Origin of the sequence: Chryseobacterium sp. 1B4 (assembly GCF_036631475.1) — a bacterium.
Taxonomy (GTDB): Bacteria; Bacteroidota; Bacteroidia; order Flavobacteriales; family Weeksellaceae; genus Chryseobacterium.
The window spans coordinates 127,183-150,915 of record NZ_JAPNUF010000003.1; the positions used below are offsets into that span (position 1 = coordinate 127,183).

The following is a 23,733-nucleotide window of genomic DNA, read 5'->3' on the forward strand; positions in this document are numbered from 1 at the left end:
AATTAGCTAAAAAAGTTAAATGGTAAATGTTGATTATATACACGAGGCAAAAGTATTTCTTCAATTAATGTATAGAGAAGAATGGATGACTGATGATGATTGGCAGGAATTTATTCGAATTTATAGTGAAGAATGCAAGCAGTTAGGAAATCAATATCCTTCAATAGAAGAGCATGCGGAAGCTTTGAAAAAGGGTGTAGATAATGGATATTCAATAGAGATTCAAAAAGAAATGTTAATAGAAATCATTAAAAATAAGTCTAGCTGACATATAAAGTGATTTAAAACATAAATAACAAATTTTCACTATATTAGAGATAAATGAAGTTAGGAAATGGCGAAGGATAATTTTTTTGGGAGGTTGTGGGGTAATGTTGTTGGATCTGCTAAAACTTTTGAAAATGCATTCAACAAGGCCTTTTATCAATTTATTGGTGGACAGGCAGCACAGTACGATTATAAGGACTCCACGTATTTAGACAAAGGATATGGTACAAATCCGGACGTTTTCGCCGTTGTTAATCAGATGTGCGATAAGACAAAAGCAGTCCCTTATGCTGTAAAAAATGTAAAAGACAAACAGAGTCTTTCTAAATTATCCTCATTACGAAATGCCACCAATGGTAATTATTCAACCAAACAATTAGCTGATAAATTCATTCTTGAATCAAAAGCTTATGAGGATAAGGAGCTTCCTTTTCCTTTAGATAAACCAAATCCTAACCAAACATGGGGAGATATTCTTTCTCTTTTCAAGCTATATTTGAAAATTACAGGAAACTATTATCAGTTTTCAGTATCGGCAACAGAAGGAGTAAATTCGGGGGTTCGAAATTGGTTTATGTGTTGCCTTCACATAAATGAAAATTGTTCTTAAAAAAGATGCTGATATACTTTATGATGAAAATCCAATAGACTACTATTTATTACGAGACGGAGAACAGTATATTAGATTTCCTGCCGATCAGATTATACATATTAAAACAGCAAATCCTTTTTGATTTAAACGGATCACATCTTTATGGATTATCGCCTATAAAAGTATTGCTCAGAAACATCGAATCGTCAAATGAAGCATTGAACAACAATGTTAAAACAATGAAGAATAGCGGTGTATTTGGATTAATTTCGGGCAAAGACTCGGTTTTAACAGCAGAACAGGCTATGCAATTAAAACAACGCTTAGTAGATATGGATAAGGATTCGGGTAGATTGTCAAAAATAGGAGGTCTTTCGGTCCCAGTTGATTTTACTAAGCTGTCAGTTGATACAAAGGATTTATTGCCTTTTGAATTTCTTAAGTTCGATCAAAAAGCAATATGTAATGTTTTAGGTTGGTCCGACGCTTTATTGAATAATGATAACGGTGGTAAGTATGATAAGCAGAAGGAAGAGCGAAAAAGAGTAATTACAGATAATATACATCCTGATTTAATACTTCTTCAACAGGCGTGGACAGAAAAGTTCATCCGAAAGTTCAAAGGATATGAAAATGCCGTCATAGAATTTGATATTACAGAACTGCCAGAAATGCAGGAAGATTATAAAGCCATGGTTGAATGGATGGACAAGGCTCCATTAACACCAAATGAAAAACGTACAGCCTTAAAGTATGAAACACTTCCGGATGATGGAATGGATACCGTTTGGATTAACTCTGGACTAAAACGCATTGATGATGTTGGAATAACCGCTTCAGACGTGCAAAAATCTTATGAATACTTAAAAAATGATATAGTATGAAACTAAAAGACGTAAATATAAACGCAGAAGATCTTTTAAAATTCTTCAATGAACACATTGCTTTTGAACAAGATCAGTCGGTAGATGAGAGAGGATTTACTCTTAAATTTTACTATAAAATGGAAGTATCTGAATTAGCTGAATTCATAAAGGAATCTGCCAGTAAATATAAAACGGAAAGAATTATTCCGAATACTACGCCAGATCAGAGATCAATTCATCCGTCACTTTAAAATGTCTGATCAAGTTTACAATTCATATATTCAACATTTCAACGCTTACGAATCAAAGGCGTTGAAATTGTTGCTTACTGAATTTGGTAAACAATTAAAGGCTATCAAGTTTGACAATCTGACTTTTGATCATGCAAAGCACGTTATCATTTTTAACTTTGATGAAGAAAGCCTTAAGAATACGCTTTACAAAGTGCATTATACCATTGGCAAGGCTTACGGAGCATTTATAGCTAAACAACTTAGAAAAGATAATCCTATACAGCTTAAAAAATGGAAACCGCTTCCTTTTTTCAATGAAGCCTTTCAACAATTCCTGATTCAGTATTATAGTAAATATGGCGGTACTTTGATAAGGACTTTATCCGAAACTATGACTGCTTCCGTAGTGTCCGAAATTACAAAAGGAACATACGAAAATGAAACCGTTGAAGAAATGCGAGATCGTATATATAAGACAGTAAATAAACGTGACTTCTATCTATGGCAGGCTATGAGAATCGCCAGAACTGAAACAGGTTTTGCAATGAATTCAGCCAAAGAAATAGCCGGACAAACTTCAGGTGTATTAATGCAGAAAGTGTGGATAGGGCGAAATGACGGAAGAGAAGACCTTCTCATGTTCAAGCCAACGGCCAGAAAGTTGATCAAAACGAAATGTTTTCTGTGGGAGGTATTAAAATGAAACATCCAGGGGATAGAGAAAACGGCACAGCCGAAGAAACAGTAAACTGTAGGTGTACTTTTGGTTACGAAGCTAAAAGAGACGAAAACGGGCGATTAATTTTCACAGATTGATACATAATCAAAATAAAATCACTATATTAGAGATAATGACGAGGGCAAAATGGAGAAGGAATTAAAACAACTATCTTACAATCTAAAGGATTTAGATGAAACTAAAGGCATCGTAATTGCCTATGCAAATGCATATGACTTTGAAGACTCCGACGGTGACATTTCTGCAAAAGGATCTTTTGACAAGACCGTTTCTGAAAACTTCAAAAGAATTCGTGTTTTAAAGGATCATAATCCACGGGAAATGATCGGCGTTCCTCTAAATATAGACACTAAAGATTCATTTGGACTACTTACAACAACTCAATTCAATATGCAAAAAGATCTAGGTAGAGACATGTTTACCGATGTCAAATTAATGCATGATAATGGATTGAACGCTGAGTTATCAATCGGATACAAGGTTGTAAGGCGTGATGAGCGTAAAAAGGCGATTATCACCGAATATCAATTAATGGAATATTCTTTTCTTTCCAGTTGGGGAGCAAATCAGCTATCCACTGTTCAGGGTATAAAATCCATTAAAAGTACTTATGGGATATTAGAACTGATCGAAAAATCATACAACCTTGATTATTCAGATACGAGGCTACGACAAATCGAATCTATCTTACAAACTATGACCAAAAACACTCAGGAAGAACCGGAGCCGTCCGAAGCTGACACCCCATCTTTTGAGCCGTTGATAAAGCAAATAAATAATTTAAAATTTAACATTCAATAATATGGACGTAAAAGAATTAGAAGGGGTAATTGAAAGTAAATTTAATGACCTTAATAAACAAGTTTCAGACTTTCAAAAAGCATCTGGTGAAAAGTCTGCAGAACAGTATAAGGAGTTAGAGACGAAAATGTCTGAACTTCAAAAGCAAATCGAAGAAGGGCTAAAGGCTGCTGATAATTCTCAAGAATTAAAAGACACTTTAGGTAAAATGCAGGACCACTTGGATAATTTAGATATGAAGCTTCAAAGAAAAGGAGTGATGAATGGTGTTGTAAAAACTTTGGATACTGCGGTCAAAGAACATTTCGACAATGAAGGTATTAAGGCCTCTATCGAAACCATGAAAAAAATCAACAGTCTGCTGTTAATTTTGAAGTAAAGGCGGCCACAACAATGGTTTTAGGAAGTTATGCTGGAAACGCATTAACAACCGAAATTGACAGGGTTATTTCTGCAGCGCCTAACAGAATGCCGTTGTTTAGAAATATCGTTAATGTTTCTACCATCAGAGGTAATAAGGTTACATGGGTTAACAAGGAAGCGCAAGAAGGAACGGCTGGAATGACAGCGGAAGGGGCTAAAAAGTCTCAAATCAGCTGGACTTATACCGAAGAAAGCGCAGATGTTAAAAAGATCACCGCTTTCGTTAAAGTTTCAAAAGAAGCCCTGGATGATCTTGATTTCTTAAGATCTGAAATTAATACCGATCTGAGAGAAGCAATCGAAATTAAACTTGACGAACAGATTTCTGATGGTGATGGAGTAGGTCAAAATCTTAAAGGTATTTTACAGTATGCACCAACATTTACTGTTACGGGAACTTCTTTTGCTACAGCTGTATTCAATGCTAACAGACTTGATGTTCTAAGAACTGCAGTAGCTTTGGTTAAAAGAAAAGATTTAACCCGAATTATATTGTGATCAGTCCGATGGATGCTGCTTTAATGGACCTTGAAAAAGGAACAGACGGCCATTATATTTTGCCTCCATTCGTTACCGCTGATGGACAAAGAATTGCCGGGGTTGTAGTTATAGAAAACGAAGCAATTGAAGAAGGTTCTTTCTTGATTGGTGATTTCACAAAATCAAATCTAAGAATTCGTGAGGAGATTAATATTAACCTTGGTTATGAGAATGATGACTTCACTAAAAACTTAGTTACTATCCTTGCTGAAATGAGAGCTGTACACTATATTAAAAAACATCATATTCCTGCGTTCTTGCAAGGAACATTTGCCGCAGCTATTACGGCTATCAATAAACCTGAAACTGTATAAACTATTTTATTCATTTGAAAGTTATTATCGCTCCCTTTTTTGGGGGCGGTTTTTATTGAAATTAAACTGAAAATCACTATATTAGATATAAACCTAAAAGAATTAAAATGAAGATAAAATTATTCAGCCTGTATCAGATAGGAATGATCAGTCTAAAATGTATGGAGTTGGAACAGAATTGGATTTAGGAGCAGAAAGAAACAAAGCTGCTGTAAATAAAAAAGTGGCCGTTTGGGTTGACGAAAAAGGAGCTGAAAAGGTTTCGATTCCAACCGATAAAAAAGAAAAAGGTTTCAAAGGCTGGATCTGAAGTAATTGAAACTAAAAAATCAGAATAATGCCTTTTTCTGTACACAAATGCAGGTTGTCAATCAAAAAACTAAGGAGTTAGTTTGGATTGATGGAATGAGGATTGAGGCGGCAAGTTGGAAGCTTGCCCAAGAAATCATTGATAAAGAAAATTATCATTATCTTATTATCACCGGGCAATTAATCAAAGAAATTCCATATAAAGAAGGAAGCTTTGAGCCTGACTGGAAAAACGCAGTTGATTACACCAAATTAAACCAGAATTAATGGCAAGCAGTTACGATCATATATTGTCAATTGATGACGTTAAAAGGTATCTTAGATTAGAACCTGAATTTACTGATGATGATTCGGATTTAGAAAGAATGATTGCTTCTGCCTTCGGGTATATTGAAAAGCAAACACAGCATATTTTCAAACCACAGGATAGAACATATCGTAAAAGTTATTCAGATTATATCAATGTTTATGATTATCCGATTAATACAACTACTTTTCCAGATAATGAAGTGCCTCTTTATTATCCTGGCTTTGTCAGGTTTTGCGGAGTTGATTCTATCACAGTAAATGTCGGGTATACATCAAAAGAAAAAGTGCCTTCAGAACTGATTGACAGTGCGCTGCAAATAATCAAAGTTTGGTATTACGAAGCTGAAAAGAATGTTAATACCACTTTACTTCCGGAAAACGTGAAACAGATTATAGACACTAATAGACGTTTTATAGCATGTTAGCAAGGGAATATAACAGATTGATTGAGATATGGAATAAAACATTTGTTCCTGACGGTTTCGGGGGAAATTTGCCACAAGATGTATTTGTGAAAAAGGTTTGGGCTAAAATCACTACCAATGCCGGGAATAAGTTTGTAAGCTTCGGAATAGAAAAGTTTGTCAATCCGATTGTATTTTCGGTAAGGGATAAAAAGAATGATGTTACTTACACGGAGAATCATTTTGTGAAGTATCAGGGAAAACAGTTTTTTATAAAGGGTACAGAGCCTAAAGGACTCGAACAAATGGAATTAAATTTATTATGTGATGAGAGTTAGAGGATTACGGGAAACATTAGCCTTACTAGATCAATTTGGCGAACAAGGCCGAAACAGGATTAAACAGATTACTGCTGTTACAGGACAAGAAATAGCAACAAAAGCTTCGCAGAATCTATCTGCTTATACTGATGTTGACCAAAATGGAACAATATCGCAGTCTATCAATGCGAAGATTGAAAATAACGGCTTCAAGGCGGTTATTTCAGTGAATCAACTCCCTATGGGAGCTTATATAGAGTTCGGCACCGGGACATATGTTCAGGTGGCTGATGAATGGAAAGATATTGCCTGGCAGTTCTATGTTAACGGAATGGGACAACTACATCCGCATCCGTATTTTTACCCTGCGTTTAACGAAGGGCGGGAAAAATATTTCCAAGATTTGAAAGACGCCTTGGACTCTCTAGCAAGGCAATTTAATAGAAGATAATAACTCCTTTTTTAAAGGAGTTTTTTTATTTACGTATTCCGTAATTCATTTTATTTCATTATATTAGAGATAATGAGGTTGGAATTATGGTGAAGAATCCTGATAAATGGATCAGAAAGTATTTTAATGATACTCTTTCAAATATGGTAGTGAACGGAATACCCGTTAAACTATACGACACTACTACCCCCAACAAAGATACGGCAATGATCATTTTATCCACACAAAGTGGATCAGATCAATGGAATAACAAATGTTCGCTTGATAAAATGCGAGATATTAATATTGATGTTGTTACTCGATATAGCGGCAACGTTGGAAGCCGGGCTTTTTAGATGATATTATTGAGGAAATATTACAAAGGACCGAAAATATTACAGTTGAACATTTTATAGTTCAATACTACAACAAATCATATCCACTCGATTTAAATCAATCAACATCAACCGAAACTATTTACAGAAAAATAATTAAATATTCATTAAAACTTACAGAAGATGGCAGGTGAAAAAACACTAAAGGGTAAACTTGAAATTCTTTTCATTTATTGCTCGATCAAGAATGCAGAGGGAACAACAGTAGCAGCGAATTACTTTCCTGTGGGATGTCTTACAGCAAATAACATTACAAAAACTGTAGAAACGAAGGAGGGGACGATAACAAAGTGTAATCTATCACCGGATCCTATTTATGGGCGTAAATCTTACCAGGGTGGATTTGAAGCTGTTGCAGTAGAAAATGATGGCCTTAAAGCTAGTTATGAGGCTATTTCTGAGGCTATGGATGATGCGCATGCAAACGAAAAACCAATTTTTGGAAGATCGAAACCACGCTTTCAGACGGCACTAAAACAACTGAATTTGGTAAGGCAATTTTGACCGAGCTAACTCGTGAAGCTCCTGTTGATGGAGAAATTACATTTTCTGGAACACTTCAAGGTATCGGTGAAATTTCAAAAACAGATTTACACGTATAATCATGAGCAGGTACATTAAATTAAATATCGGAGGAAAAGAAAGAGGTCTAAAGTTCGGGATTGGATTCTTGCAGCAATTTACAGAACAGGAAAATATGACCTTAACGGATCTGTTTGTAAAATTTGAAACAGACTCGTTTTTCACGGTTCCTAAAATGATTTATCACTCACTTACTTGCAATGACAAAATAGCCGGAAATACAATCGACTATACAATAAATGACGTATATGATTGGGTTGATGACCTTGGTATGAAGTCAGACGAAATTACTCGGTACTGTACTACTTTCATAGAATCAATTAAAGTTCACATGCCGGCACCGGAAAAGAAAGAAGGTGAAGAAGATCCTGAACAAGAGGGAAAGAAGAAGTCTCAGAAGAAGGGAACAAAGAACTAAACTTTGACACTGACGTCATTGCGTTCGCTTTGGTCGATCTGCAATGTCCCTCCTATGATTACGTAATGGATATGACTTGGAGGAATTTTCTCTGAGACGTGATCGTTATCTGAAATTAAAAGAGGACGAATATATACGTCAGGCTCAACACACCAGAATGTTGGCATATTGGACAATGGTTTCAACAGGGGCTATTGACACAAGAAAGATGTCTATTGACAAGTTTATGCCAATTAAGGGAAGTGATAAGGTAAAGACCAGAATTGAAAACTGGCAAAAAGAGGCATTTTGAAGGCGGTAAATGAAGTGGTAAATGAATCTGGAAGTAGAACTGGGAGCGAGCCCGGAACAGCTGGGTAGAGACTTAAATACAGCCGGGCAATTGATCCGGAATTTTGTAAATCAAGCTGAAAGAATAGGCGATGTAGGCGATAAATTAAGCTCGTTAGGTCAAAAATTAACAGCTGGTATTACATTGCCTGTTGTTGGGCTTGGTGCAGCATCTGTAAAAGCATATGGAGATATTCAAGCCTTACAAAAGGTTTAGAGGCCGTGATGAGAAGTGCTTCCAAGGCGGCAAATGAAATGACTAAACTAAGGGAGGTTGCTAAACTTCCAGGTCTAGGAATGGAAGAAGCTGTTAAGGGTTCGATCAACCTTGAATCTATTGGTTTTTCTGCTTCTAATGCTAGAAATATCCTCCAACAATTCGGAAACGCGGTTGCCACCGTTGGTAAAGGGCGTGCAGAGTTTGAGCGTGCTATTTACGGGGTGCAGCAATTAGCAAATACTAAATTCCCGTTAGGTGAAGACCTTAATATTATTAAAGATGCGGTTCCACAGGTTTCGAAATTACTTACTGAAGCATTCGGAACTTCAAGGAGTGATGATTTAGCCAAAATGAAAATAACGTCTAAGCAGGTGCTTGATGTTATTGTTGGGGATTAGAAAAGCTACCTAGAGTTTCCGGGGGAATAAATGGAGCCTTTGAAAATTTAGGTGATTCAATGAAAACCAACCTCGGTAGAGTTGGAAAAGTAATTGACGACAACCTGGATATTTCAGGCTTGATCGACAAGTTGACAAACGGAATAGAGTCTCTAGTTTCTGCATTTGAAGACCTTAATCCTGGTGTTCAAAAAGGGATTATCGTTGTGGGTGGATTAGCCGCCGCAATAGGTCCGTTATTAGTTGGTTTAGGCGGTATAATGGCTGCAATTCCTACAATTGTATCAGGTACAGGTGCATTAGTTTCCATTTTGGAGCCTTGTCAGGTCCTATAGGTTTAACAGCTTTAGCGCTTGGAACTCTTACCGCAGGTATTATAGCTTACAATCTAGCAAATGAAACAGCAGAAGAAAGAGCTGAAAGATGGTCTAAAAGCTTATCTAAAGCAACCGTAACGGCTCAGGCCGAAATTGCAAGTTTAGATCAATTATACAAAAAGACACAAGACACCAGCATATCAATAAATGAAAGAAGATCTGCTGTTGATGAACTTCAGAAACTTTACCCTTATTACTTCAAAAATATTAATGATGAGATAATCTTAAATGGTGGTGCTACAAAGTCCTATAATGAATTAAGAGGTGCTATTGTTAACGCTTCGTTAGCACGTGCAGCACAGGACGAATTAGATAAAAGAAGTCAAAGGAGATTAGATGAAGAGCTTAAGATTAGAGAAAAGATCAATAGGGCCGTACAATCTTACAAAAACCCTGAACCTGTAAGTATATCAATTTCGGGAGGAACTGGTGGCGTAGGTACACAAATTACCAGAACAGCTGAAGAAGTAAAAGACAGGCAGCTTTAGTCATATTTGAAAACGTCAAGGCTTTGAAAAAGCTTGGCAAAGATTATGACAATGAGAATAAGGATCTTCTAAGTATTATCAAAGATGGTTATGCTGATATTGCCAAAGTCAATGCTGACGGAGGTGATAATTTCGCGAAAACAATCAACTTTGACAAAGCTAAAAAAGAAACAGAAAAGCAGTTGGCAGAAATTTTTCCTGTAGGTTCTGAAGCAGAGTTAAAACAAAGAGCCGAACTACTAAGAAAAGCAATTGAAACATCGATTAACGGTATTGTTAAAATAAGAAAGGTCGATGCTTTTGGAAAAGATACAGACAAAAACGGACAGCCTTTACTTACCGGAGAAATAATAAGTTTATCTGATGCAAGAGACCGATTAGAGCAAATACTGGCACAAATTTCATTATTGGAAGTTAAGCCCCCTCAGGGTATTACAAATCTGCAAAAATTCAGAGAGAGCTTCACAAGTGAAATTTTAGGGATTCAAAATGCGGCCTCTTCATTTAGGTTCAGCCTCGCATCTGGAAGCAATAATCCATTTGACGGCATTATTAAAAATATTGACACGCTTGGAAGTTCAATAAGTAAAGTAGAAACCTTTAAAAGTGCTATTTCCAGAAATTTACAGGAAATGAGTGCTGATGTAGCAACCAATGTAAATAGTATTGGGGATTCGTTTCTTTCGTTACCTAAAAAAATCGGATTAGGAATTGACAGCACCACTGTTCGACAAGCGGAATTCGCAAAGTTAGTAGAAGATTTCAACAAAGATTTTGAAAACCTTGTCACTTCATCAGTTTCAACTGGTATAACAGATATGTTTAATTCAATTGGGGCTGCTATTGCTGAAGGTGGAAATTCTATGTCAAAAATAGGAAATTCATTGCTTGGGATGTTTGGGAACTTTTTATCTAGCATGGGTGCTTTATTGATCAAGTACGGTACATTAGCAATAATGAAGGGTACACTTGATGAAATTATTAAAACAGGAGGTTATCAAGCGATTGCGGCAGGTATTGCTGCTGTTGCTGTTGGTGCAGCCTTGTCAGTTGCAGGTGGGGCTATTGGAGCCCAAGCAAAAAAGGAATGAGTGGATCTACTTCAACAAGTGGAGGGGCTGACTATACAGGGAACACTTACTCTTCAAATTATACCTCTGGTGGTTCGTATGGGGGCGGATATGGTGAGGTAGTATTCAGAATAGACGGATATGAACTAAAAGGCGTATTGGACAGAGTTAACGGTAAAATAGATAGATTAAATGCAGGCAACTAGTATAGGAGTAAGTAATAATTCATTATCATTAACATATGATAAAGTAAATAATATACTGACAGGAGATAAATCATTTACAGTCGTGGTTTATGGCATTGGTGATGAACCGGTTGATGATTTTTTCGTCAGTTATTCAACCACGGAATCATACGTTAAATTCTTTCCCGCTTTTGGAGTTACTGCACCTTCTCCAAAGATAATTCAAATAAGTATTGATGAAACATTATTCGATTTACAATCTGGAAACTATACTTTTTATATAACATTGTCTTCTTCTTTTGCGCTTGACGTATTGATAACAGTATATTTAAATGTTATTGAGGGGAGGATCCAGGAGGTGGTGGAGAAACGGGAAGAGATTACAAATTAAAATACTTTTTTGAAAATCAAACTGGATTAGATTTATTCAGATGTGAAATTCATATGGACCAGTTTGCCGGAAATGCAGTTGAGATAAACGGTACAGCAACATATAAATTCCAAAATAAGACAGATCACTTCCAGCCCATCGTAGCTTCGAGCTTAAATATAAGTTTGCTGGCTACTACAGATTTAGATCTTCAAGACCTATACTCTGAAGATGAACAAACATTCAAGGTTTTTTTAAAACGAAATGGACAGATCATTTTTATCGGATTTCTTAAACCAGATGGCATAAATGAGGATTATGTGTACGATAAATGGATGCTTGACATTGATGTTTTTGACGGATTATCTACGCTTAAGAATATACGATTTACCAATGATAACGGAATTCCTTTTTCAGGTAAATACACCGGATTAAGTATTTTGACTGCATGCCTTAAAAAAACAGGGCTTGATTTGCCGATCAATATTAATTGTGCGGTGATGTATGAAACTGGTCCCGGAAGCTTTAGTGCATTTGAAACTTTTTATCTGAATACTGCCAGATATTATCAAAATAATTCAGATGCAATGGATTGCGAAAGTGTACTAAAATCAATTCTGCAACTTTTCAATGCATCTTTAATACAGCACAATGGCGAGTGGTATATTTATCGGCCAATAGATTTAGAAATTCCAACAGTGACATTTAACAAATTTGAAGATAACCTATATAAAAGCACTTTTGTAGTTAGCCCTTTAGTTGAAATTGGTAGTCAAATTAATAATTTTGAAATATTCCATTGCGGAGCCAATCAAAGAAAGAGTATTTCTTCAAGTGTCCAAGCATACCGAGTTACTTATGAATATGGTAATGCAAGTTCAGTATTTTCGAATGGTGAACTTCAGTTATCAGGAGGCGGTTTGGATATTCCAGGCTGGACCGTTCATAATGTTGATGGATTGGTATACAGGAATGAAGACGGAAGAGGTTTAACTTCTAAAACCTTTACTGAACCGGGATCTGATGAAGCGTTGTTAATAGACTTAAATCAAGCTATAGACATTAATAAGGGCGCTGTAATCAAAATGATAATAAGGTTTGCAAATGAAAATATAAATTCAGTTGGATTAAGATTTGCTATTGGAGTCGGAGGAAAATATTATAATACAGATAGTAACGATTGGCAGGATGGCGGAGTTGTCAATTTCATTGCAAATTATTCATTTGAAGGATTTTATCCTGGCGGCGGAGCAATTAAAATGTGTAAAGGATTAGGAGAGGCGACTTATGAACTCACAATCAAATCACCTGTTGATGGTAATTTATCGTTAACGGTATATAGGGATAGGCATCAGCTTGGAGGTGGAGATTTTATTATTCGTTCAATAGATGTTGTCCCTAATGATTCTGGAAATATTAAAGGGAGGGATTATACGGCATTTAGGCTTAAAAGAGTATCAACAGTTACAAAACCAAATATAACATTGTATAACGGCGACTCTATTTCAGACTTATTTGTTGGAACTATTTACAAAAACGATGCAGATACTCCAACGGAAAAATGGAAAAGGCTAAATGATCCAAACTCTGAAACTACAGGGCTTCAGGAATTATTATGGCTAAATGCTGAGGACAACCTTAGAATAGCACCTCGTCCAATGATAATATTTGAAGGTGACATTAAAGGCTACATCCCTTTCATAAGCTATATTAAAATAGACAAACATGATGGGAAAAAATTCCAACCAACAGCCTACACTTTCAATACTTCAACAGGTATTTTAAGACTTACAAGCAGGGAGTTTGAATCTAGCTATATGCAAAAAGAAGTTGACTTTAGAGTTGACGTAAAAGATAATTATGGAAACGAAACAAAAGTGACAATTGTTTAACTGATTTTCACTATATTAGAGGTAAAGGGGTTTAATAATGAAGCAGATAAAAGGAGAAGAAAACCTTTTTATATTAAAAAAATGGGAATTGGGTGCCTGCTGCGTGTCTAACAGCCAGCCCTATTTCTGAAAATTCTGAAACCATAAAGACTACAACCCGCGATAATGCCGGGTGGAATACTGACTATCCAACGAATCAAAGCTATACAATTGCGTTATCTGGCGTCATGATTAAAGATGATGCGGACAGCGGCAATAATGTAGTTTCATACCGTGAATTGAGATCATATAAGCGAAACAGAACTTTGATTGAATGGATGCGAAAAACGCTATCCGGTTGGTACGTTGATTCAGGTAAAGCGCATATAACAGATATTTCAGACTCTGATTCTGCTGGTGAGTTGATAACATTCACCGCTACATTATTAGGATATGGAAAGCCAGAAGAAGGAACAGACAAGGTTTATTTACTTGGTGACAATGATGGGGAAATTTTAGGCGATAATGATAACACAGTAATAAAAACTTAATAAGATGGGAGAACCAATTAATCCAGATTTACTAATTATAAAAAAGACAGACGAATTAGAATATAACAACAATCCGAAAGACTTACTGGCGGCTGATTCAGAGGGCAATTTAGTTAAAACAGACTACGCCACTTTAAAGTCAGCAACTGTATCAGATTCTAAAGGAGAGGCAACGCCAACGAGTTCACCTACAGCCTGGGCACCTGGTGATCCATATTTATTTGAAAAATGGGATGTAAAGACACCGGGCACATATACAAACTTCAAAGACGGATCTACGCCAACGCCGCAGCCGATAGTTATTGCAGCAGCAGACCTGACTGATAACTTCATGCAAATATGGGTTACTAACGGTGTGTCACAAAAAGCACCTTCGCCAAAACCTGTTGTATCTGGAGTTATTCCAAGCTGGACTGCTCAATCATATGTAGGGAAAATTCAGGTTGCTTACAATAATAAGGTTTATGAGTTACCTGAACTTCAAACGGCGTCGGCAACAGATGTACCTGGAACATCAACAAAATGGGTTGAAAAAGTAGGGGTTTCTTTGAGTACAACATTTAAGAATTATATAAATCCATCATTAGAAGTCGGAGCGTTAGCCTTGAACAATGGTGCTGTAACAGCATCAACAACAAGAGGGCGACCTATTTCATTTTTAGACATCGCATATGCTGCACAGTTGGAATTGATAGGAGATATGTTATTTCAGAATATTTTCTATTATGATTCAAATAATACATTTATTTCAACACAAGTGATTAATGGTAAGACTTTTACCCCTACAATTCCAGGAACAGCTGTTAAATTTAAATTTTCATTATATCATACGACTAATACACAAACCGTAACTCAGGCGGAGTTAGATGCATTGAAAATTAATTGTTATTCTGCCGTAGATACAACCATGAAAACCGTTGTAGACAATTCAAATAATTCAGTAAAAGTAACAACTGATTATAATTCGTTTATTATAAATTTAGGGGACGGCATTTATAAAGAACTTGGTGGAATTGATATTACCACAGGTGGTGACGTAAGTAATAATATAAGAATCCGTACTGAAAAAATATCAGTATTAGATGGTGTTCATTCTTTAACTCAGGATTCCGGATATGTCATTTCTCGTGTTGTTTACTACAAAGATGGAGTTTATACGGGTACTTATGGTACATCACCTGATTTCACAATTAATACGTTAACAGTAAACCAAATTAGGTTAGTTTGGTCAAAAACGAATGCTACAACCGTAATAACTCAGGCAGAAGTAGATGCATTCAAATATACACTTCAAAACAAAACTGTAAGTAAGTTTGAGCAGCAACAGGATATTATTAAGAAGAATGCTTCGAAGGTAGTTTCATGGTTTACAAATAAAAAAATGTCTAGTCTTGGTGATTCAATAACTTACGGGTTTATTCCAAGAAATTATACGGGTTATCCAGGGCAACTTGATTCTTACGCCAAACAGGCAGCAACGCTTCTCGGAATGACATGGGAAAATAAAGGAATATCCGGAAGTACATTAGGAGAAGTTACAGCAGGTGATACCGTTACTCGTGATCCAATGGTAGACCGTTTCTCTTCAATGGCTTCTGATGCTAAAGTCGTAACCTTTATGGGCGGAACAAATGACCTTAGAAATATATCCCAATTGGGAACAATGGATGACCGTATAAAAACAACCTATTATGGAGCTTTACATTTATTAATTCAGGGTCTTTTAAATAAGTATGTATACAGCCAAAGCTTAACGCTTTATAAAGATATTCTGATAGTTGGAATTACGCCAATAAAGATTTATCCGGATACCGCCTATAACAGCTTAAAAATGACAAATTATGTTGCTGCAATGAAAGAGGTTTGCGCTTACTATTCAATCCCTTGTTTTGATGCTTATAGTTTAAGCGGACTTACTCCATCGGAGTTCCGAACGCTTCAGGGTACGGAAACCGGATATACTGATATGTACAATCCATTAATTACTGACGGAGTTCATCCAACAAAAGAAGGTAATGCTAAATGGGCGGAGGTTTTTGCAGGTTGGTTGAAAACTTTGGTAGTATAAAAAAATAACTGAAAATGAAATGTGGAATCAACTAATAAATTAATTAACTAGTATGCCAACACCACCAGCAGAGAGCATCGGCGGAAGATTAGTAAGCCAGCTTAAAGAAACGATAAAAGATAAAAGAAAGTGCTTAGACTTCATGATGGCATCAGTAATTTTCATTGCTGTTGTTTTGGAGCTAATAAGTTGGAGGTTTTCACAGGGCGAACAGGCGGTAATTGCTAGTCCTGGGAACAATTACTTAGTGTATTGGTTCCCGCTTATGAGCAGCTTAACAGTATGGGTATTTTCGCTCTTCTTTTTGCTGAAGATATTCCGGTATAAAGCATGTATTTATACGAAGTTGGTTAGTATTATTTACTTCTCAATTCAAACGTTCAATATAAGTGCTTATGTTTTAAAGTTTGGAAGTAGTTTTTACAATCATGTAATATATCCAGTATTTCTATTCAGCATACTAGGGTTAACATTTTTAAAGGTACTAAGATGGCTTTTACAAAAACCGCAATAGCTTTTATCTGGAAGATGATAACATACAAAAACGGGGCTAACGCTTTGTTTAGTTTTTGCGCATCTTCAGGTTTGACCACTGGGTTATGGTTATCGGGAAACCTGGAAAGATTTAATAATATTTTCATTAAGGACGCTGATCCTAAATCAATATTTTTTCCCTTCCTGGTAGAATCAGTTATGATTATAATTTTCCTTCCATTAACTGGGCTTGATTTTATTTTAGGTCATAGAGTTGCTAGGAGTATCAGAAAGGAAAGTTTTAAACCTGAAAGATTCTTTGATACAATGATAAAAGCAACTGCTATTATATTAGTAACATCTGTTTTAATGTTTTTAGCTTTTGGAGTAGGAACGGTAACGAAAGGAGGCGATTGGTTAAGTGGATCCATTTGGGGGATTCTTATGGTTGCTTTAAGCTTTTTTGGGTTTTAGCTATAGGATTTGAGTTTTCAAGTGTAGGCAGAAATTTTGAACTTTTAAATGGAAGCAAGTCAGCAATATTTAAATTTTTTGATAAAATATTGGTAGTTCTTCAGGATAAAGCTATAAGGAAAGTTGAAAGTTCTTTTAAATTAGAAATAGACGATGAAAAAGACAACGATAATAATAATTAGTTTGCTGTTATTGTTGCTTGGATGTAAGGTCAAAAGAGTATCAAAAACAGCTCAGTCTTCTGTAAACGAAACAGAGTACATCAAGAAAGAAATTAAGACTCAACAGGATCTTTTAAAATCTGAATTATCAGTAGTCAAAATTGATAGTGAGAAACAGAAGACAAAGCTGGAAAATTCAAATGTTGAGATTCGGGGAAAGGCTATGGACAAAATACCGTTGACATTCTTCAATGTTGTGAACGGAGATACTATAAATCTATTGAAAGTTTCCGGTAACGCAGATGTGTTTTTCAGCTCAAATAAAAGCATTTTAGATCAAAATAGTTCAAAAATCAATGAGAATAACAGGAATGAATCAAAGAAGGCTGAAAATAAAGATGAAGGCTTTGTTTCCGGTCTGGCAAAAACAGCAGAGAAAATTCAAACTAAAACTGTTGATGTAGTGAAAAGAGATTTTCAGGTGGGCGTTTATATTACTGGATTTTTAATAGCAGCACTCGTCATCATTGTAACAGCAATAATTTTATACTTAAAAAGAAAATGAAAACATCACAAAAAGGAATAAATCTAATTACATCATTTGAGGGATTCAGTTCAAAGCCTTATCTGGATTCAGCAGGAATTCCAACAATAGGGTATGGCAACACTTACTATCCGGGAGGAAAGAAAGTAACCATGAAAGATCTGGCGATCACGAAAGAAAAAGGAGTAGATCTATTCGCAGCAGTTTTGCCAACTTATGAAAAAATCGTGAATTCAAAAATAAAAGTTCCATTGACGCAAAACCAATTCGACGCTTTGGTTTCTCATACATATAATACCGGTGGCTCAGACGGTCTGTTCAAGCTGGTAAACAACCATGCGTCAGAAGCCGCAATACGGAACTGGTTTACTACGAAATATATTACGGCCGGAGGAAAAGTTTTAAACGGACTCATTCGTAGAAGAAAAGCAGAGGCAGATTTGTTTTTTACGAAATAAGATGAAGTACTACAAGACCGTTTTTAAATGAAAAATCCCTGCTATAAAGCGGGGATTCATTTTATAAGTTTTGTAGTACTGAATTTTCTATCATTTCGTGTCCTCCTTTAAAAATAACTAATGATATATTTTCATAGTTCTTATGAAGGTATATGTCACGACTGCCAATTTTTCCAACTGGTTTAGGGTTAGTTTTCAACATATTTACATCTTCTGTACTAACAAATTTTTCATTATCAGTACAACCAATGTCATTTAATGTTTTATTATAAAAATTAATAGAATGAGATATTGGAACTACTGCATCATTTAAGCCTGCATATAAATTAATTCGGGTTTTTCTTATTGCATCTGGACTATTCCAAAAAATAGGTGATCTTTTTAATGCTTCCTTAGAATTAAAAATTCCATTTTGCGAACCAACACATTTATAAACATCTTCTGCATAATTAAGTTTACTTTTTTGTGTTTCGCTATACCATGCATTTAAATCAGATATTGGACACCATGCAGAAATAGAATATAGTTTATGTTTGGATTTTAGTAAAGCAGCGATAGTAGCATATGCTCCACCACTCAAACCAACAATAGACACTTTGTTTCTATCGCAATTTGAATTTTTTATTGCGTACTCAATAGCATTATCAATATCTTTAATTGCTTTTGGACTAACACAGGCATCAAATGTATTATTCCTGCCTTGGAAATCAGGATGAATATAATTCCAATTATTTTTTTTGCATATTTCACTTAATTTGTCTTCCTGTGTATAATCTCCTACCCAAGTATGTAAACTTACAATCAATGGCATATTTGCTTTTGAAGATTTAAAAAATAAGCATCCTGAGTGTTATTGTCGTATGTAATTTCAACCTTCTTGAAACTTTCATTCCACTTATTTTTATTACATCCTACTATTACAAATGTTAACAAGACAAGATAGAGTATATTTTTCATAATTAATTTATTGAACTAAAATTGTTATCGTTTTTGGTTTAGAACTTCCAGACATTAATAACATTAAATATACTAAAAGCCATAAACCGCCTGTAATTAATGATAATACAATATGCAAGGCATGATTAATGCTTCCTTTTTTTGCATCACACACATTCTGGTCTCATCATTTTTATCTACAATGGTATAACCTTTAGAAATCATTTTTGAAACTTCAGTATTAAACTTTTTTAATTTCTCATAGTCTTGTATCATTGGTGTAATTTTTTCACAAATATAAAAACTTTTAAATAAATCGATTTTGCGGAAAACCGTAAAAATTATTTGTTGGAATAATGTTGGAATAAATAAAAATAAAAATCCCCAAAAGCTTGAAAATAAGCTGTATAGGGATTTACTATGAGGTACCTAGCGGATTCGAACCGCTGTAGATGGTGTTGCAGACCACTGCCTAGCCGCTCGGCCAAAGTACCATTTTTACCATTTTTCAGGTGTGCAAATATAGTAAAATTTCTTTATGAACAAAAGTTTTTAAGCAATTTCTTTCTTTCCAAGAGCTTCTATTTCGCTTTTTGCTTGAATTTCAGCCTGATAATTTTTGAGGTTAATTACTCTTGTTTCACTCAAGCTGTCATGCCATCCGTTTACACCAAGAAATGATAGACCGTCAAAGGGAACAATTCTGGAAAGACTTCTGTATGACGAAGCATTATTGTATTCAACAACATTTAGAATTCTTTTCATGATTGGTTATTAGTTTTTTAGTTTGTGTTTTATTGAGATTTTAAAATCCGTTGACAAGAAGTTTTAATGAAGCATTCGTATCAATAATGGCGGTGATTCCTGTATTGCTGAGTAATATTTTGCTGGGCTTAAGATTGAAAACTTTTCCGTTCATTTTTAAACCCTTATAATACTCCTTGTTAAAGGCTTCTTCAATACTTTTTCTTGAAGTCTCTTCCAGTTCCTGGGTTGGGATGCCATATTCTTCCTCAATCATTTTTACGATTTTCCCCTGGAAGAGAAGAGAAGCCGTTTTCTGCAGAATATTGTTGGTTTTCAGCTTAAATTTGGTTTCTGATAAAACAATTTTTCTTTTTGTTTCATCATATACCGGAATTCCTGAAATAATGGAAGTTCCTTTTATGTAGCCGTCTGTTTGTGCTTCTATAACTACTCTGTTATCTACACCATAAACTCTGATATCTGTTACTTTTACTTTAGAATCACGTACATCAAATTCTTTGTTCAGGAAAGTTTTTCTAGCCATATTACTTGCTTCTGTAAAAGGAATATTGGCTGTGGTCTGCAAGATAAAATTGTCTGCAACAGTAGGTGTTGTATTAAAATTGGCAACGCTGGTTACCGGGGAAGAGGCAGCCGGTTTGCTTCCCGTGAAAGTTTCGGAATAAATATCAACACCAAGCGTGGCATTGATCTGATTTCCATAAAATTTCAGAGGGGTAATATTAACTCCTACCGGGCTTACCTTCAGCCATGTATTGTATTCTTCAGAGATATTGAAAGGCTGCAGAAAAGTATTCCAGGCCATTAGGGCGTATTGCTGGAAGTTGAGTTGTGTCGCCATCTGCTGATCTATTGTTTTGCAGAATTTCTCCTGCTGCTCTTTTAAGCTTTTTTCAACCAGAGCGGTAATGGGAATCTGTATTCTTCCATAATCAAGAACAGGCTTGGTTACCCATCTGAAGCCATTGGGACGGGTGTTTGTAGTGATAGTCCAGTTATTTTTAAAAGTAACTGTTGTATTGAAAGACATTACCGTCTCAAAAGTGGTATTCTGATACGTATATACTCCTAATGTACCAATTCCTTTTTCTGCCCATATTTTTAATGGAACCTCAATCAGTAAATTCTGACTTGTTCCACCTACCAGGCGGATAGGTCTTGTTTTCCAGACTTTTACCTTAAACTGATCATTATTATTGTCTGTATAAGAGTCATCCTGATAAACAAGGTCTTTCACAGAAGCATTGATCATATTGCTCAGTTCAGAAAGAGGAATGGTCACGGGCATCGTGATACTGGACTTTATCTTTGGAAAGTTGTAAGCCGCCAACTGATTATCAACGCCTGACTGACCAAAAGCGCTGATCCCTGCCACTAAAAATAATATTTTGAAGAATTTCAATTTGAATGTTTTTTTAATCAACGAAAATAAGAATTTTAATTTTCCGGTTTAAAACTCTTTTCCAGCTCAATGCTGGCTCCTTTCATTTCTCCCTGCATAGGAGGAGCTGTTTTGGTGATTTTTAATTTAATATAATCAACCTGTGGGAAGCTGCTGTGAATTTTTGTGATCATTCTTCCGGCTACATGTTCCAGTAGCCTGGATTTTATTTTCATTTCGCCATGAAGGATATCATTGATGTCGGCATAACTTATGGTGTCATGCAAATCATCGGATTCTGCTGCTTTCCACAGATCGGTATGAAGTTCTACGTTCAGAATATAATACGTTCCGATAATATTTTCTTCCGGAAGTACACCATGGTACGCATATATTCTTACATCTTCAAGATATATCTTGCTCATTGTTTCAGGTTTTATGAAGCAAAAATCGTCTTAATTCTTCAAAATCTGAATTTATTTCTACAGTTTTTTCTCCTTTTTCATCAACTCGTTCAATGACTCCGGAATTTCAATCTGGGTATGGATTGCTTTTTCCACTGCAGCAGGGAATTTTACCGGATGGGCTGTCCCGAGGATAAATCCCTTCTGTTCCGGATTTTCTTGCAGATACTGTGCCATAGCAGTATAGGCAACCGCACTGTGGGGTTCCAGGATGTATCCATATTTCTCATAAACTTCCGTGATGGTGTTCATCGTTTGGTCATCATTAATGGAATACGCAGATATTTTATTTTTAAGGTTTCAAATTCGTGTCCGAAAAGCTCTAAAATTCTTACAAAATTGCTTGGGTTGCCTACATCCATGGCATTCGATAAGGTAGCTACAGTTTTTTGTGGCTGGTATTTTTGAGTTTTAAAATAATCCGGAATGACCTGGTTAGCATTACAGGCAGCAATGAAATGGCTTGCTGTCAAACCTCTGAAATGAGCGAGCAGTCCGGCGCAGATATTGCCGAAATTTCCACTCGGTACACAAATGACCGGCTGTTCCTTATACTGCTGGATCCACTGTTTTAAAGCGATTAAATAATAAATCTGCTGGGGAAGCCATCTCGCAACATTGATAGAATTGGCTGAAGTCAAAAATAACTGTTTATTGATTTCTTCGTCTGAAAAAGCCTGTTTAACAAGGTTTTGGCAATCATCAAAGCTCCCGTTCACTTCCAGTGCAGAAATGTTTTCTCCTAATGCTGTCAACTGCTTTTCCTGAACCGGGCTTACTCTGTTTTTTGGATAAAGAATGACCACATTGATTTGTGGGATTTTATAAAAACCGTGCGCAACAGCACCTCCTGTATCTCCGGAAGTGGCTACAAGAACAGTAACTTTTTTCTGCTCATCCTTCAGAAAATAAGACAGACAGCGGCTCATAAATCTTGCTCCGATATCTTTAAAGGCAAGAGTAGGACCATGAAACAATTCTAAAATGGCTATCTGCTCACTGATCTTTACCAAGGGAATCTCAAAACTGACGGTTTCCGCTACAATTTCTTCGAGTATTTCTGACGGAATTTCATCTCCAACAAAGTCTTTCATACATCTGTATGCAATTTCCTCATGGGAATACTGATGAAGATTCCGGATAAATTCTTCGTTAAACTGAGGAATGCTTTCCGGGAAAAATAATCCTTTTTCCTTTCCCTGACCTTTTATGGTTGCTTCTTTGAAATTTATTTTTTCCTGAGAATCTTTTAAGTTATAATATTTCATTTCTGTTATTTTTCTTCAATGATTTGAATTCCTGCCGGATTTATTTTTGAGACATATACAAAGCTTTCTATTTCAATTTTATCATAGACTGATTTCATCATCTGAGCCATTTTTTCTGCCGTTTCTTTTTGTTCTGACAGCATGAAAATGGAAGGCCCGGAACCGGAAATTCCTCCTCCCAAAGCACCCAGTTGTAAACTCATCTTTTTGATATCGTCAAATTTCGGAATGAGAATACTGCGGATAGGCTCTATAATGACATCGTTGAGACTTCGTCCAATTAATGGGATATCGTTTTTCTGAATTCCAGCTATGAGTCCGGCAATATTCCCCCATTGCTCAACAGCGCTTTTTAGAGTGATATTCTTCTTTAAAATCTGCCTGGCATCTGAAGTTTTGACTTCCACCTGCGGATGTACGGCAGTCACAAACAGATCAGGGCAGCTCAGCGGAATAATATCAATCGGGTTTGTTGATTTTACCAGGGTAATTCCTCCATAGATACAGGGTGCAATATTATCTGCATGCCGTACACCTGAAGCGAGTTCTTCTCCAAACATGGCAAAATGAACCATTTCTTCCTTTGTTAATTTGTTTTCCAATAATATATTGGCTCCAAAGGCGGCTCCGGCGGCACTTGCCGCACTGGAGCCGAGCCCGCTTCCAGGCTTTATATGTTTGTGGATGATTACTTCAAAACCGGTTTTCAGATTAAAATATTCCTGGATTTTCAACAGGACGATGCCTGCAACATTTCCGGAAGGCTCTTCAGGAAGTCCGAAGGCGTCGGTATGTTTTATGATAATGTCCGGAGTGTCCAGCAGTCTGAATTCCATCTCATCATAAGGTTCATGTACGGCCATTCCCAGAATATCGAATCCGCACACCAGATTGGCTACAGTAGCCGGCACTTTTAATTTTACTTTTTTCATAAT

General features: G+C 36.0%; 34 protein-coding genes, 1 tRNA gene and 2 pseudogenes. 30 read left to right on the plus strand and 7 right to left on the minus strand.

Annotated elements, in window-relative coordinates; translation table 11 throughout:
- The first annotated feature begins 19 nt into the window (after positions 1–19).
- The 30 genes from OWR28_RS02545 to OWR28_RS02690 all read left to right on the plus strand — a co-directional run bounded on the left by OWR28_RS02545 (position 20) and on the right by OWR28_RS02690 (position 17,981).
- On the plus strand, positions 20–268 hold the full coding sequence (locus OWR28_RS02545) for a hypothetical protein (RefSeq protein WP_332385358.1): 249 nt from the start codon (positions 20–22) through the stop codon (positions 266–268).
- A gap of 66 nt (positions 269–334) precedes the next feature.
- Positions 335–877: a hypothetical protein gene (locus tag OWR28_RS02550; protein ID WP_332385359.1), complete on the plus strand. Its 543-nt coding sequence runs from the start codon at positions 335–337 to the stop codon at positions 875–877.
- 113 nt (positions 878–990) lie between these two features.
- On the plus strand, positions 991–1,743 hold the full coding sequence (locus tag OWR28_RS02555; protein ID WP_332385465.1) for a phage portal protein: 753 nt from the start codon (positions 991–993) through the stop codon (positions 1,741–1,743).
- Entirely contained in the window at positions 1,740–1,976 is a 237-nt protein-coding gene (locus OWR28_RS02560) for a hypothetical protein (protein ID WP_332385360.1), read from the plus strand. The genes OWR28_RS02555 and OWR28_RS02560 overlap by 4 nt, the downstream gene beginning before the upstream one ends.
- A 1-nt stretch (position 1,977) precedes the next feature.
- Positions 1,978–2,661 carry a hypothetical protein gene (locus OWR28_RS02565; protein WP_332385361.1) on the plus strand — a complete coding sequence of 228 codons (684 nt, stop codon included), beginning with the start codon at positions 1,978–1,980 and terminating at the stop codon, positions 2,659–2,661.
- A 162-nt stretch (positions 2,662–2,823) separates the two neighbouring features.
- The gene (locus OWR28_RS02570; RefSeq protein WP_332385362.1) at positions 2,824–3,498 is read left to right on the plus strand and encodes a hypothetical protein; all 675 of its coding nucleotides are present in this window, start codon (positions 2,824–2,826) and stop codon (positions 3,496–3,498) included.
- Position 3,499: 1 nt separating this feature from the next.
- Positions 3,500–3,877 (plus strand): hypothetical protein, encoded by a 378-nt coding sequence (locus tag OWR28_RS02575; protein WP_332385363.1) that lies wholly within the window; start codon positions 3,500–3,502, stop codon positions 3,875–3,877.
- Positions 3,878–3,891: 14 nt separating this feature from the next.
- Positions 3,892–4,419, plus strand: coding sequence for a phage major capsid protein (locus tag OWR28_RS02580; protein ID WP_332385364.1), 528 nt, complete (start codon positions 3,892–3,894; stop codon positions 4,417–4,419).
- A gap of 8 nt (positions 4,420–4,427) precedes the next feature.
- Entirely contained in the window at positions 4,428–4,775 is a 348-nt protein-coding gene (locus OWR28_RS02585; protein WP_332385366.1) for a phage major capsid protein, read from the plus strand.
- Positions 4,776–4,932: 157 nt separating this feature from the next.
- Positions 4,933–5,085: a hypothetical protein gene (locus tag OWR28_RS02590; RefSeq protein ID WP_332385367.1), complete on the plus strand. Its 153-nt coding sequence runs from the start codon at positions 4,933–4,935 to the stop codon at positions 5,083–5,085.
- Positions 5,086–5,132: 47 nt separating this feature from the next.
- Complete coding sequence (locus OWR28_RS02595; RefSeq protein ID WP_332385368.1) at positions 5,133–5,351, plus strand: hypothetical protein; 219 nt, start codon at positions 5,133–5,135, stop codon at positions 5,349–5,351.
- The gene (locus OWR28_RS02600) at positions 5,351–5,818 is read left to right on the plus strand and encodes a head-tail connector protein (protein ID WP_332385369.1); all 468 of its coding nucleotides are present in this window, start codon (positions 5,351–5,353) and stop codon (positions 5,816–5,818) included. Before OWR28_RS02595 ends, OWR28_RS02600 begins: the two co-directional genes overlap by 1 nt.
- Entirely contained in the window at positions 5,812–6,135 is a 324-nt protein-coding gene (locus tag OWR28_RS02605; RefSeq protein ID WP_332385370.1) for a phage head closure protein, read from the plus strand. The genes OWR28_RS02600 and OWR28_RS02605 overlap by 7 nt, the downstream gene beginning before the upstream one ends.
- Positions 6,125–6,568 (plus strand): HK97 gp10 family phage protein, encoded by a 444-nt coding sequence (locus tag OWR28_RS02610; protein ID WP_332385371.1) that lies wholly within the window; start codon positions 6,125–6,127, stop codon positions 6,566–6,568. Before OWR28_RS02605 ends, OWR28_RS02610 begins: the two co-directional genes overlap by 11 nt.
- A gap of 497 nt (positions 6,569–7,065) precedes the next feature.
- On the plus strand, positions 7,066–7,446 hold the full coding sequence (locus OWR28_RS02615; RefSeq protein ID WP_332385372.1) for a hypothetical protein: 381 nt from the start codon (positions 7,066–7,068) through the stop codon (positions 7,444–7,446).
- A gap of 100 nt (positions 7,447–7,546) precedes the next feature.
- Positions 7,547–7,942: a hypothetical protein gene (locus OWR28_RS02620; RefSeq protein ID WP_332385373.1), complete on the plus strand. Its 396-nt coding sequence runs from the start codon at positions 7,547–7,549 to the stop codon at positions 7,940–7,942.
- Between the two features lie 157 nt (positions 7,943–8,099).
- Complete coding sequence (locus tag OWR28_RS02625) at positions 8,100–8,234, plus strand: hypothetical protein (RefSeq protein ID WP_332385374.1); 135 nt, start codon at positions 8,100–8,102, stop codon at positions 8,232–8,234.
- A 21-nt stretch (positions 8,235–8,255) separates the two neighbouring features.
- Positions 8,256–8,489, plus strand: a complete 234-nt coding sequence (locus OWR28_RS02630) for a hypothetical protein (protein ID WP_332385375.1) — start codon at positions 8,256–8,258, stop codon at positions 8,487–8,489.
- An 8-nt stretch (positions 8,490–8,497) separates the two neighbouring features.
- Entirely contained in the window at positions 8,498–8,890 is a 393-nt protein-coding gene (locus tag OWR28_RS02635) for a tape measure protein (protein ID WP_332385466.1), read from the plus strand.
- A gap of 59 nt (positions 8,891–8,949) precedes the next feature.
- On the plus strand, positions 8,950–9,225 hold the full coding sequence (locus OWR28_RS02640; protein WP_332385376.1) for a hypothetical protein: 276 nt from the start codon (positions 8,950–8,952) through the stop codon (positions 9,223–9,225).
- Positions 9,210–9,755: a hypothetical protein gene (locus tag OWR28_RS02645; RefSeq protein ID WP_332385377.1), complete on the plus strand. Its 546-nt coding sequence runs from the start codon at positions 9,210–9,212 to the stop codon at positions 9,753–9,755. Before OWR28_RS02640 ends, OWR28_RS02645 begins: the two co-directional genes overlap by 16 nt.
- Before the next feature lie 23 nt (positions 9,756–9,778).
- On the plus strand, positions 9,779–10,846 hold the full coding sequence (locus tag OWR28_RS02650) for a hypothetical protein (RefSeq protein ID WP_332385378.1): 1,068 nt from the start codon (positions 9,779–9,781) through the stop codon (positions 10,844–10,846).
- Entirely contained in the window at positions 10,843–11,031 is a 189-nt protein-coding gene (locus OWR28_RS02655) for a hypothetical protein (RefSeq protein ID WP_332385379.1), read from the plus strand. The genes OWR28_RS02650 and OWR28_RS02655 overlap by 4 nt, the downstream gene beginning before the upstream one ends.
- The gene (locus OWR28_RS02660) at positions 11,018–11,401 is read left to right on the plus strand and encodes a hypothetical protein (protein ID WP_332385380.1); all 384 of its coding nucleotides are present in this window, start codon (positions 11,018–11,020) and stop codon (positions 11,399–11,401) included. Before OWR28_RS02655 ends, OWR28_RS02660 begins: the two co-directional genes overlap by 14 nt.
- A gap of 53 nt (positions 11,402–11,454) precedes the next feature.
- Positions 11,455–13,272 carry a hypothetical protein gene (locus OWR28_RS02665; protein ID WP_332385381.1) on the plus strand — a complete coding sequence of 606 codons (1,818 nt, stop codon included), beginning with the start codon at positions 11,455–11,457 and terminating at the stop codon, positions 13,270–13,272.
- A 92-nt stretch (positions 13,273–13,364) separates the two neighbouring features.
- Positions 13,365–13,802, plus strand: coding sequence for a phage tail tube protein (locus OWR28_RS02670; protein ID WP_332385382.1), 438 nt, complete (start codon positions 13,365–13,367; stop codon positions 13,800–13,802).
- 4 nt (positions 13,803–13,806) lie between these two features.
- Positions 13,807–15,870, plus strand: coding sequence for an SGNH/GDSL hydrolase family protein (locus OWR28_RS02675; protein WP_332385383.1), 2,064 nt, complete (start codon positions 13,807–13,809; stop codon positions 15,868–15,870).
- 489 nt (positions 15,871–16,359) lie between these two features.
- Positions 16,360–16,818 (plus strand): hypothetical protein, encoded by a 459-nt coding sequence (locus tag OWR28_RS02680; RefSeq protein ID WP_332385384.1) that lies wholly within the window; start codon positions 16,360–16,362, stop codon positions 16,816–16,818.
- A gap of 153 nt (positions 16,819–16,971) precedes the next feature.
- Positions 16,972–17,544 carry a hypothetical protein gene (locus OWR28_RS02685; RefSeq protein ID WP_332385385.1) on the plus strand — a complete coding sequence of 191 codons (573 nt, stop codon included), beginning with the start codon at positions 16,972–16,974 and terminating at the stop codon, positions 17,542–17,544.
- Entirely contained in the window at positions 17,541–17,981 is a 441-nt protein-coding gene (locus OWR28_RS02690) for a lysozyme (RefSeq protein ID WP_332385386.1), read from the plus strand. Before OWR28_RS02685 ends, OWR28_RS02690 begins: the two co-directional genes overlap by 4 nt.
- A gap of 61 nt (positions 17,982–18,042) precedes the next feature.
- Here the strand turns inward: OWR28_RS02690 and OWR28_RS02695 are convergent.
- The 7 genes and pseudogenes from OWR28_RS02695 to OWR28_RS02725 form a co-directional block, all read right to left on the minus strand.
- Positions 18,043–18,795: pseudogene (locus OWR28_RS02695) on the minus strand (alpha/beta hydrolase family protein); the annotation flags it as partial.
- A 545-nt stretch (positions 18,796–19,340) separates the two neighbouring features.
- Positions 19,341–19,411: transfer RNA gene (locus OWR28_RS02700), tRNA-Cys, on the minus strand.
- Positions 19,412–19,469: 58 nt separating this feature from the next.
- The gene (locus OWR28_RS02705; protein ID WP_332385387.1) at positions 19,470–19,682 is read right to left on the minus strand and encodes a hypothetical protein; all 213 of its coding nucleotides are present in this window, start codon (positions 19,680–19,682) and stop codon (positions 19,470–19,472) included.
- 40 nt (positions 19,683–19,722) lie between these two features.
- Complete coding sequence (locus OWR28_RS02710) at positions 19,723–21,087, minus strand: DUF4403 family protein (RefSeq protein ID WP_332385389.1); 1,365 nt, start codon at positions 21,085–21,087, stop codon at positions 19,723–19,725.
- A 35-nt stretch (positions 21,088–21,122) separates the two neighbouring features.
- On the minus strand, positions 21,123–21,491 hold the full coding sequence (folB, locus tag OWR28_RS02715; RefSeq protein WP_332385390.1) for a dihydroneopterin aldolase: 369 nt from the start codon (positions 21,489–21,491) through the stop codon (positions 21,123–21,125).
- A 4-nt stretch (positions 21,492–21,495) separates the two neighbouring features.
- Positions 21,496–22,798: pseudogene (gene thrC / locus OWR28_RS02720) on the minus strand (threonine synthase).
- A 5-nt stretch (positions 22,799–22,803) separates the two neighbouring features.
- On the minus strand, positions 22,804–23,730 hold the full coding sequence (locus tag OWR28_RS02725) for a homoserine kinase (protein ID WP_332385391.1): 927 nt from the start codon (positions 23,728–23,730) through the stop codon (positions 22,804–22,806).
- Between the last annotated feature and the right edge of the window lie 3 nt (positions 23,731–23,733).

What these genes read in the sequence shown, in the direction of transcription:
- OWR28_RS02550 (WP_332385359.1), top strand. Translation starts at nt 335, where the DNA reads ATGGCGAAGGATAATTTTTTTGGGAGGTTGTGGGGTAATGTTGTTGGA.
- OWR28_RS02685 (WP_332385385.1), top strand. Translation starts at nt 16,972, where the DNA reads ATGAAAAAGACAACGATAATAATAATTAGTTTGCTGTTATTGTTGCTT.
- OWR28_RS02655 (WP_332385379.1), top strand. Translation starts at nt 10,843, where the DNA reads ATGAGTGGATCTACTTCAACAAGTGGAGGGGCTGACTATACAGGGAAC.
- OWR28_RS02665 (WP_332385381.1), top strand. Translation starts at nt 11,455, where the DNA reads ATGGACCAGTTTGCCGGAAATGCAGTTGAGATAAACGGTACAGCAACA.
- OWR28_RS02620 (WP_332385373.1), top strand. Translation starts at nt 7,547, where the DNA reads ATGAGCAGGTACATTAAATTAAATATCGGAGGAAAAGAAAGAGGTCTA.
- OWR28_RS02570 (WP_332385362.1), top strand. Translation starts at nt 2,824, where the DNA reads ATGGAGAAGGAATTAAAACAACTATCTTACAATCTAAAGGATTTAGAT.
- OWR28_RS02625 (WP_332385374.1), top strand. Translation starts at nt 8,100, where the DNA reads ATGTTGGCATATTGGACAATGGTTTCAACAGGGGCTATTGACACAAGA.
- OWR28_RS02680 (WP_332385384.1), top strand. Translation starts at nt 16,360, where the DNA reads ATGGCTTTTACAAAAACCGCAATAGCTTTTATCTGGAAGATGATAACA.
- OWR28_RS02600 (WP_332385369.1), top strand. Translation starts at nt 5,351, where the DNA reads ATGGCAAGCAGTTACGATCATATATTGTCAATTGATGACGTTAAAAGG.
- OWR28_RS02675 (WP_332385383.1), top strand. Translation starts at nt 13,807, where the DNA reads ATGGGAGAACCAATTAATCCAGATTTACTAATTATAAAAAAGACAGAC.
- OWR28_RS02585 (WP_332385366.1), top strand. Translation starts at nt 4,428, where the DNA reads ATGGATGCTGCTTTAATGGACCTTGAAAAAGGAACAGACGGCCATTAT.
- OWR28_RS02560 (WP_332385360.1), top strand. Translation starts at nt 1,740, where the DNA reads ATGAAACTAAAAGACGTAAATATAAACGCAGAAGATCTTTTAAAATTC.
- OWR28_RS02660 (WP_332385380.1), top strand. Translation starts at nt 11,018, where the DNA reads ATGCAGGCAACTAGTATAGGAGTAAGTAATAATTCATTATCATTAACA.
- OWR28_RS02630 (WP_332385375.1), top strand. Translation starts at nt 8,256, where the DNA reads ATGAATCTGGAAGTAGAACTGGGAGCGAGCCCGGAACAGCTGGGTAGA.
- OWR28_RS02575 (WP_332385363.1), top strand. Translation starts at nt 3,500, where the DNA reads ATGGACGTAAAAGAATTAGAAGGGGTAATTGAAAGTAAATTTAATGAC.
- OWR28_RS02725 (WP_332385391.1), bottom strand. Translation starts at nt 23,730, where the DNA reads ATGAAAAAAGTAAAATTAAAAGTGCCGGCTACTGTAGCCAATCTGGTG.
- OWR28_RS02690 (WP_332385386.1), top strand. Translation starts at nt 17,541, where the DNA reads ATGAAAACATCACAAAAAGGAATAAATCTAATTACATCATTTGAGGGA.
- OWR28_RS02590 (WP_332385367.1), top strand. Translation starts at nt 4,933, where the DNA reads ATGTATGGAGTTGGAACAGAATTGGATTTAGGAGCAGAAAGAAACAAA.
- OWR28_RS02615 (WP_332385372.1), top strand. Translation starts at nt 7,066, where the DNA reads ATGGCAGGTGAAAAAACACTAAAGGGTAAACTTGAAATTCTTTTCATT.
- OWR28_RS02580 (WP_332385364.1), top strand. Translation starts at nt 3,892, where the DNA reads ATGGTTTTAGGAAGTTATGCTGGAAACGCATTAACAACCGAAATTGAC.
- OWR28_RS02595 (WP_332385368.1), top strand. Translation starts at nt 5,133, where the DNA reads ATGCAGGTTGTCAATCAAAAAACTAAGGAGTTAGTTTGGATTGATGGA.
- OWR28_RS02635 (WP_332385466.1), top strand. Translation starts at nt 8,498, where the DNA reads ATGAGAAGTGCTTCCAAGGCGGCAAATGAAATGACTAAACTAAGGGAG.
- OWR28_RS02545 (WP_332385358.1), top strand. Translation starts at nt 20, where the DNA reads ATGGTAAATGTTGATTATATACACGAGGCAAAAGTATTTCTTCAATTA.
- OWR28_RS02640 (WP_332385376.1), top strand. Translation starts at nt 8,950, where the DNA reads ATGAAAACCAACCTCGGTAGAGTTGGAAAAGTAATTGACGACAACCTG.
- OWR28_RS02610 (WP_332385371.1), top strand. Translation starts at nt 6,125, where the DNA reads ATGAGAGTTAGAGGATTACGGGAAACATTAGCCTTACTAGATCAATTT.
- OWR28_RS02605 (WP_332385370.1), top strand. Translation starts at nt 5,812, where the DNA reads ATGTTAGCAAGGGAATATAACAGATTGATTGAGATATGGAATAAAACA.
- OWR28_RS02565 (WP_332385361.1), top strand. Translation starts at nt 1,978, where the DNA reads ATGTCTGATCAAGTTTACAATTCATATATTCAACATTTCAACGCTTAC.
- folB (WP_332385390.1), bottom strand. Translation starts at nt 21,491, where the DNA reads ATGAGCAAGATATATCTTGAAGATGTAAGAATATATGCGTACCATGGT.
- OWR28_RS02705 (WP_332385387.1), bottom strand. Translation starts at nt 19,682, where the DNA reads ATGAAAAGAATTCTAAATGTTGTTGAATACAATAATGCTTCGTCATAC.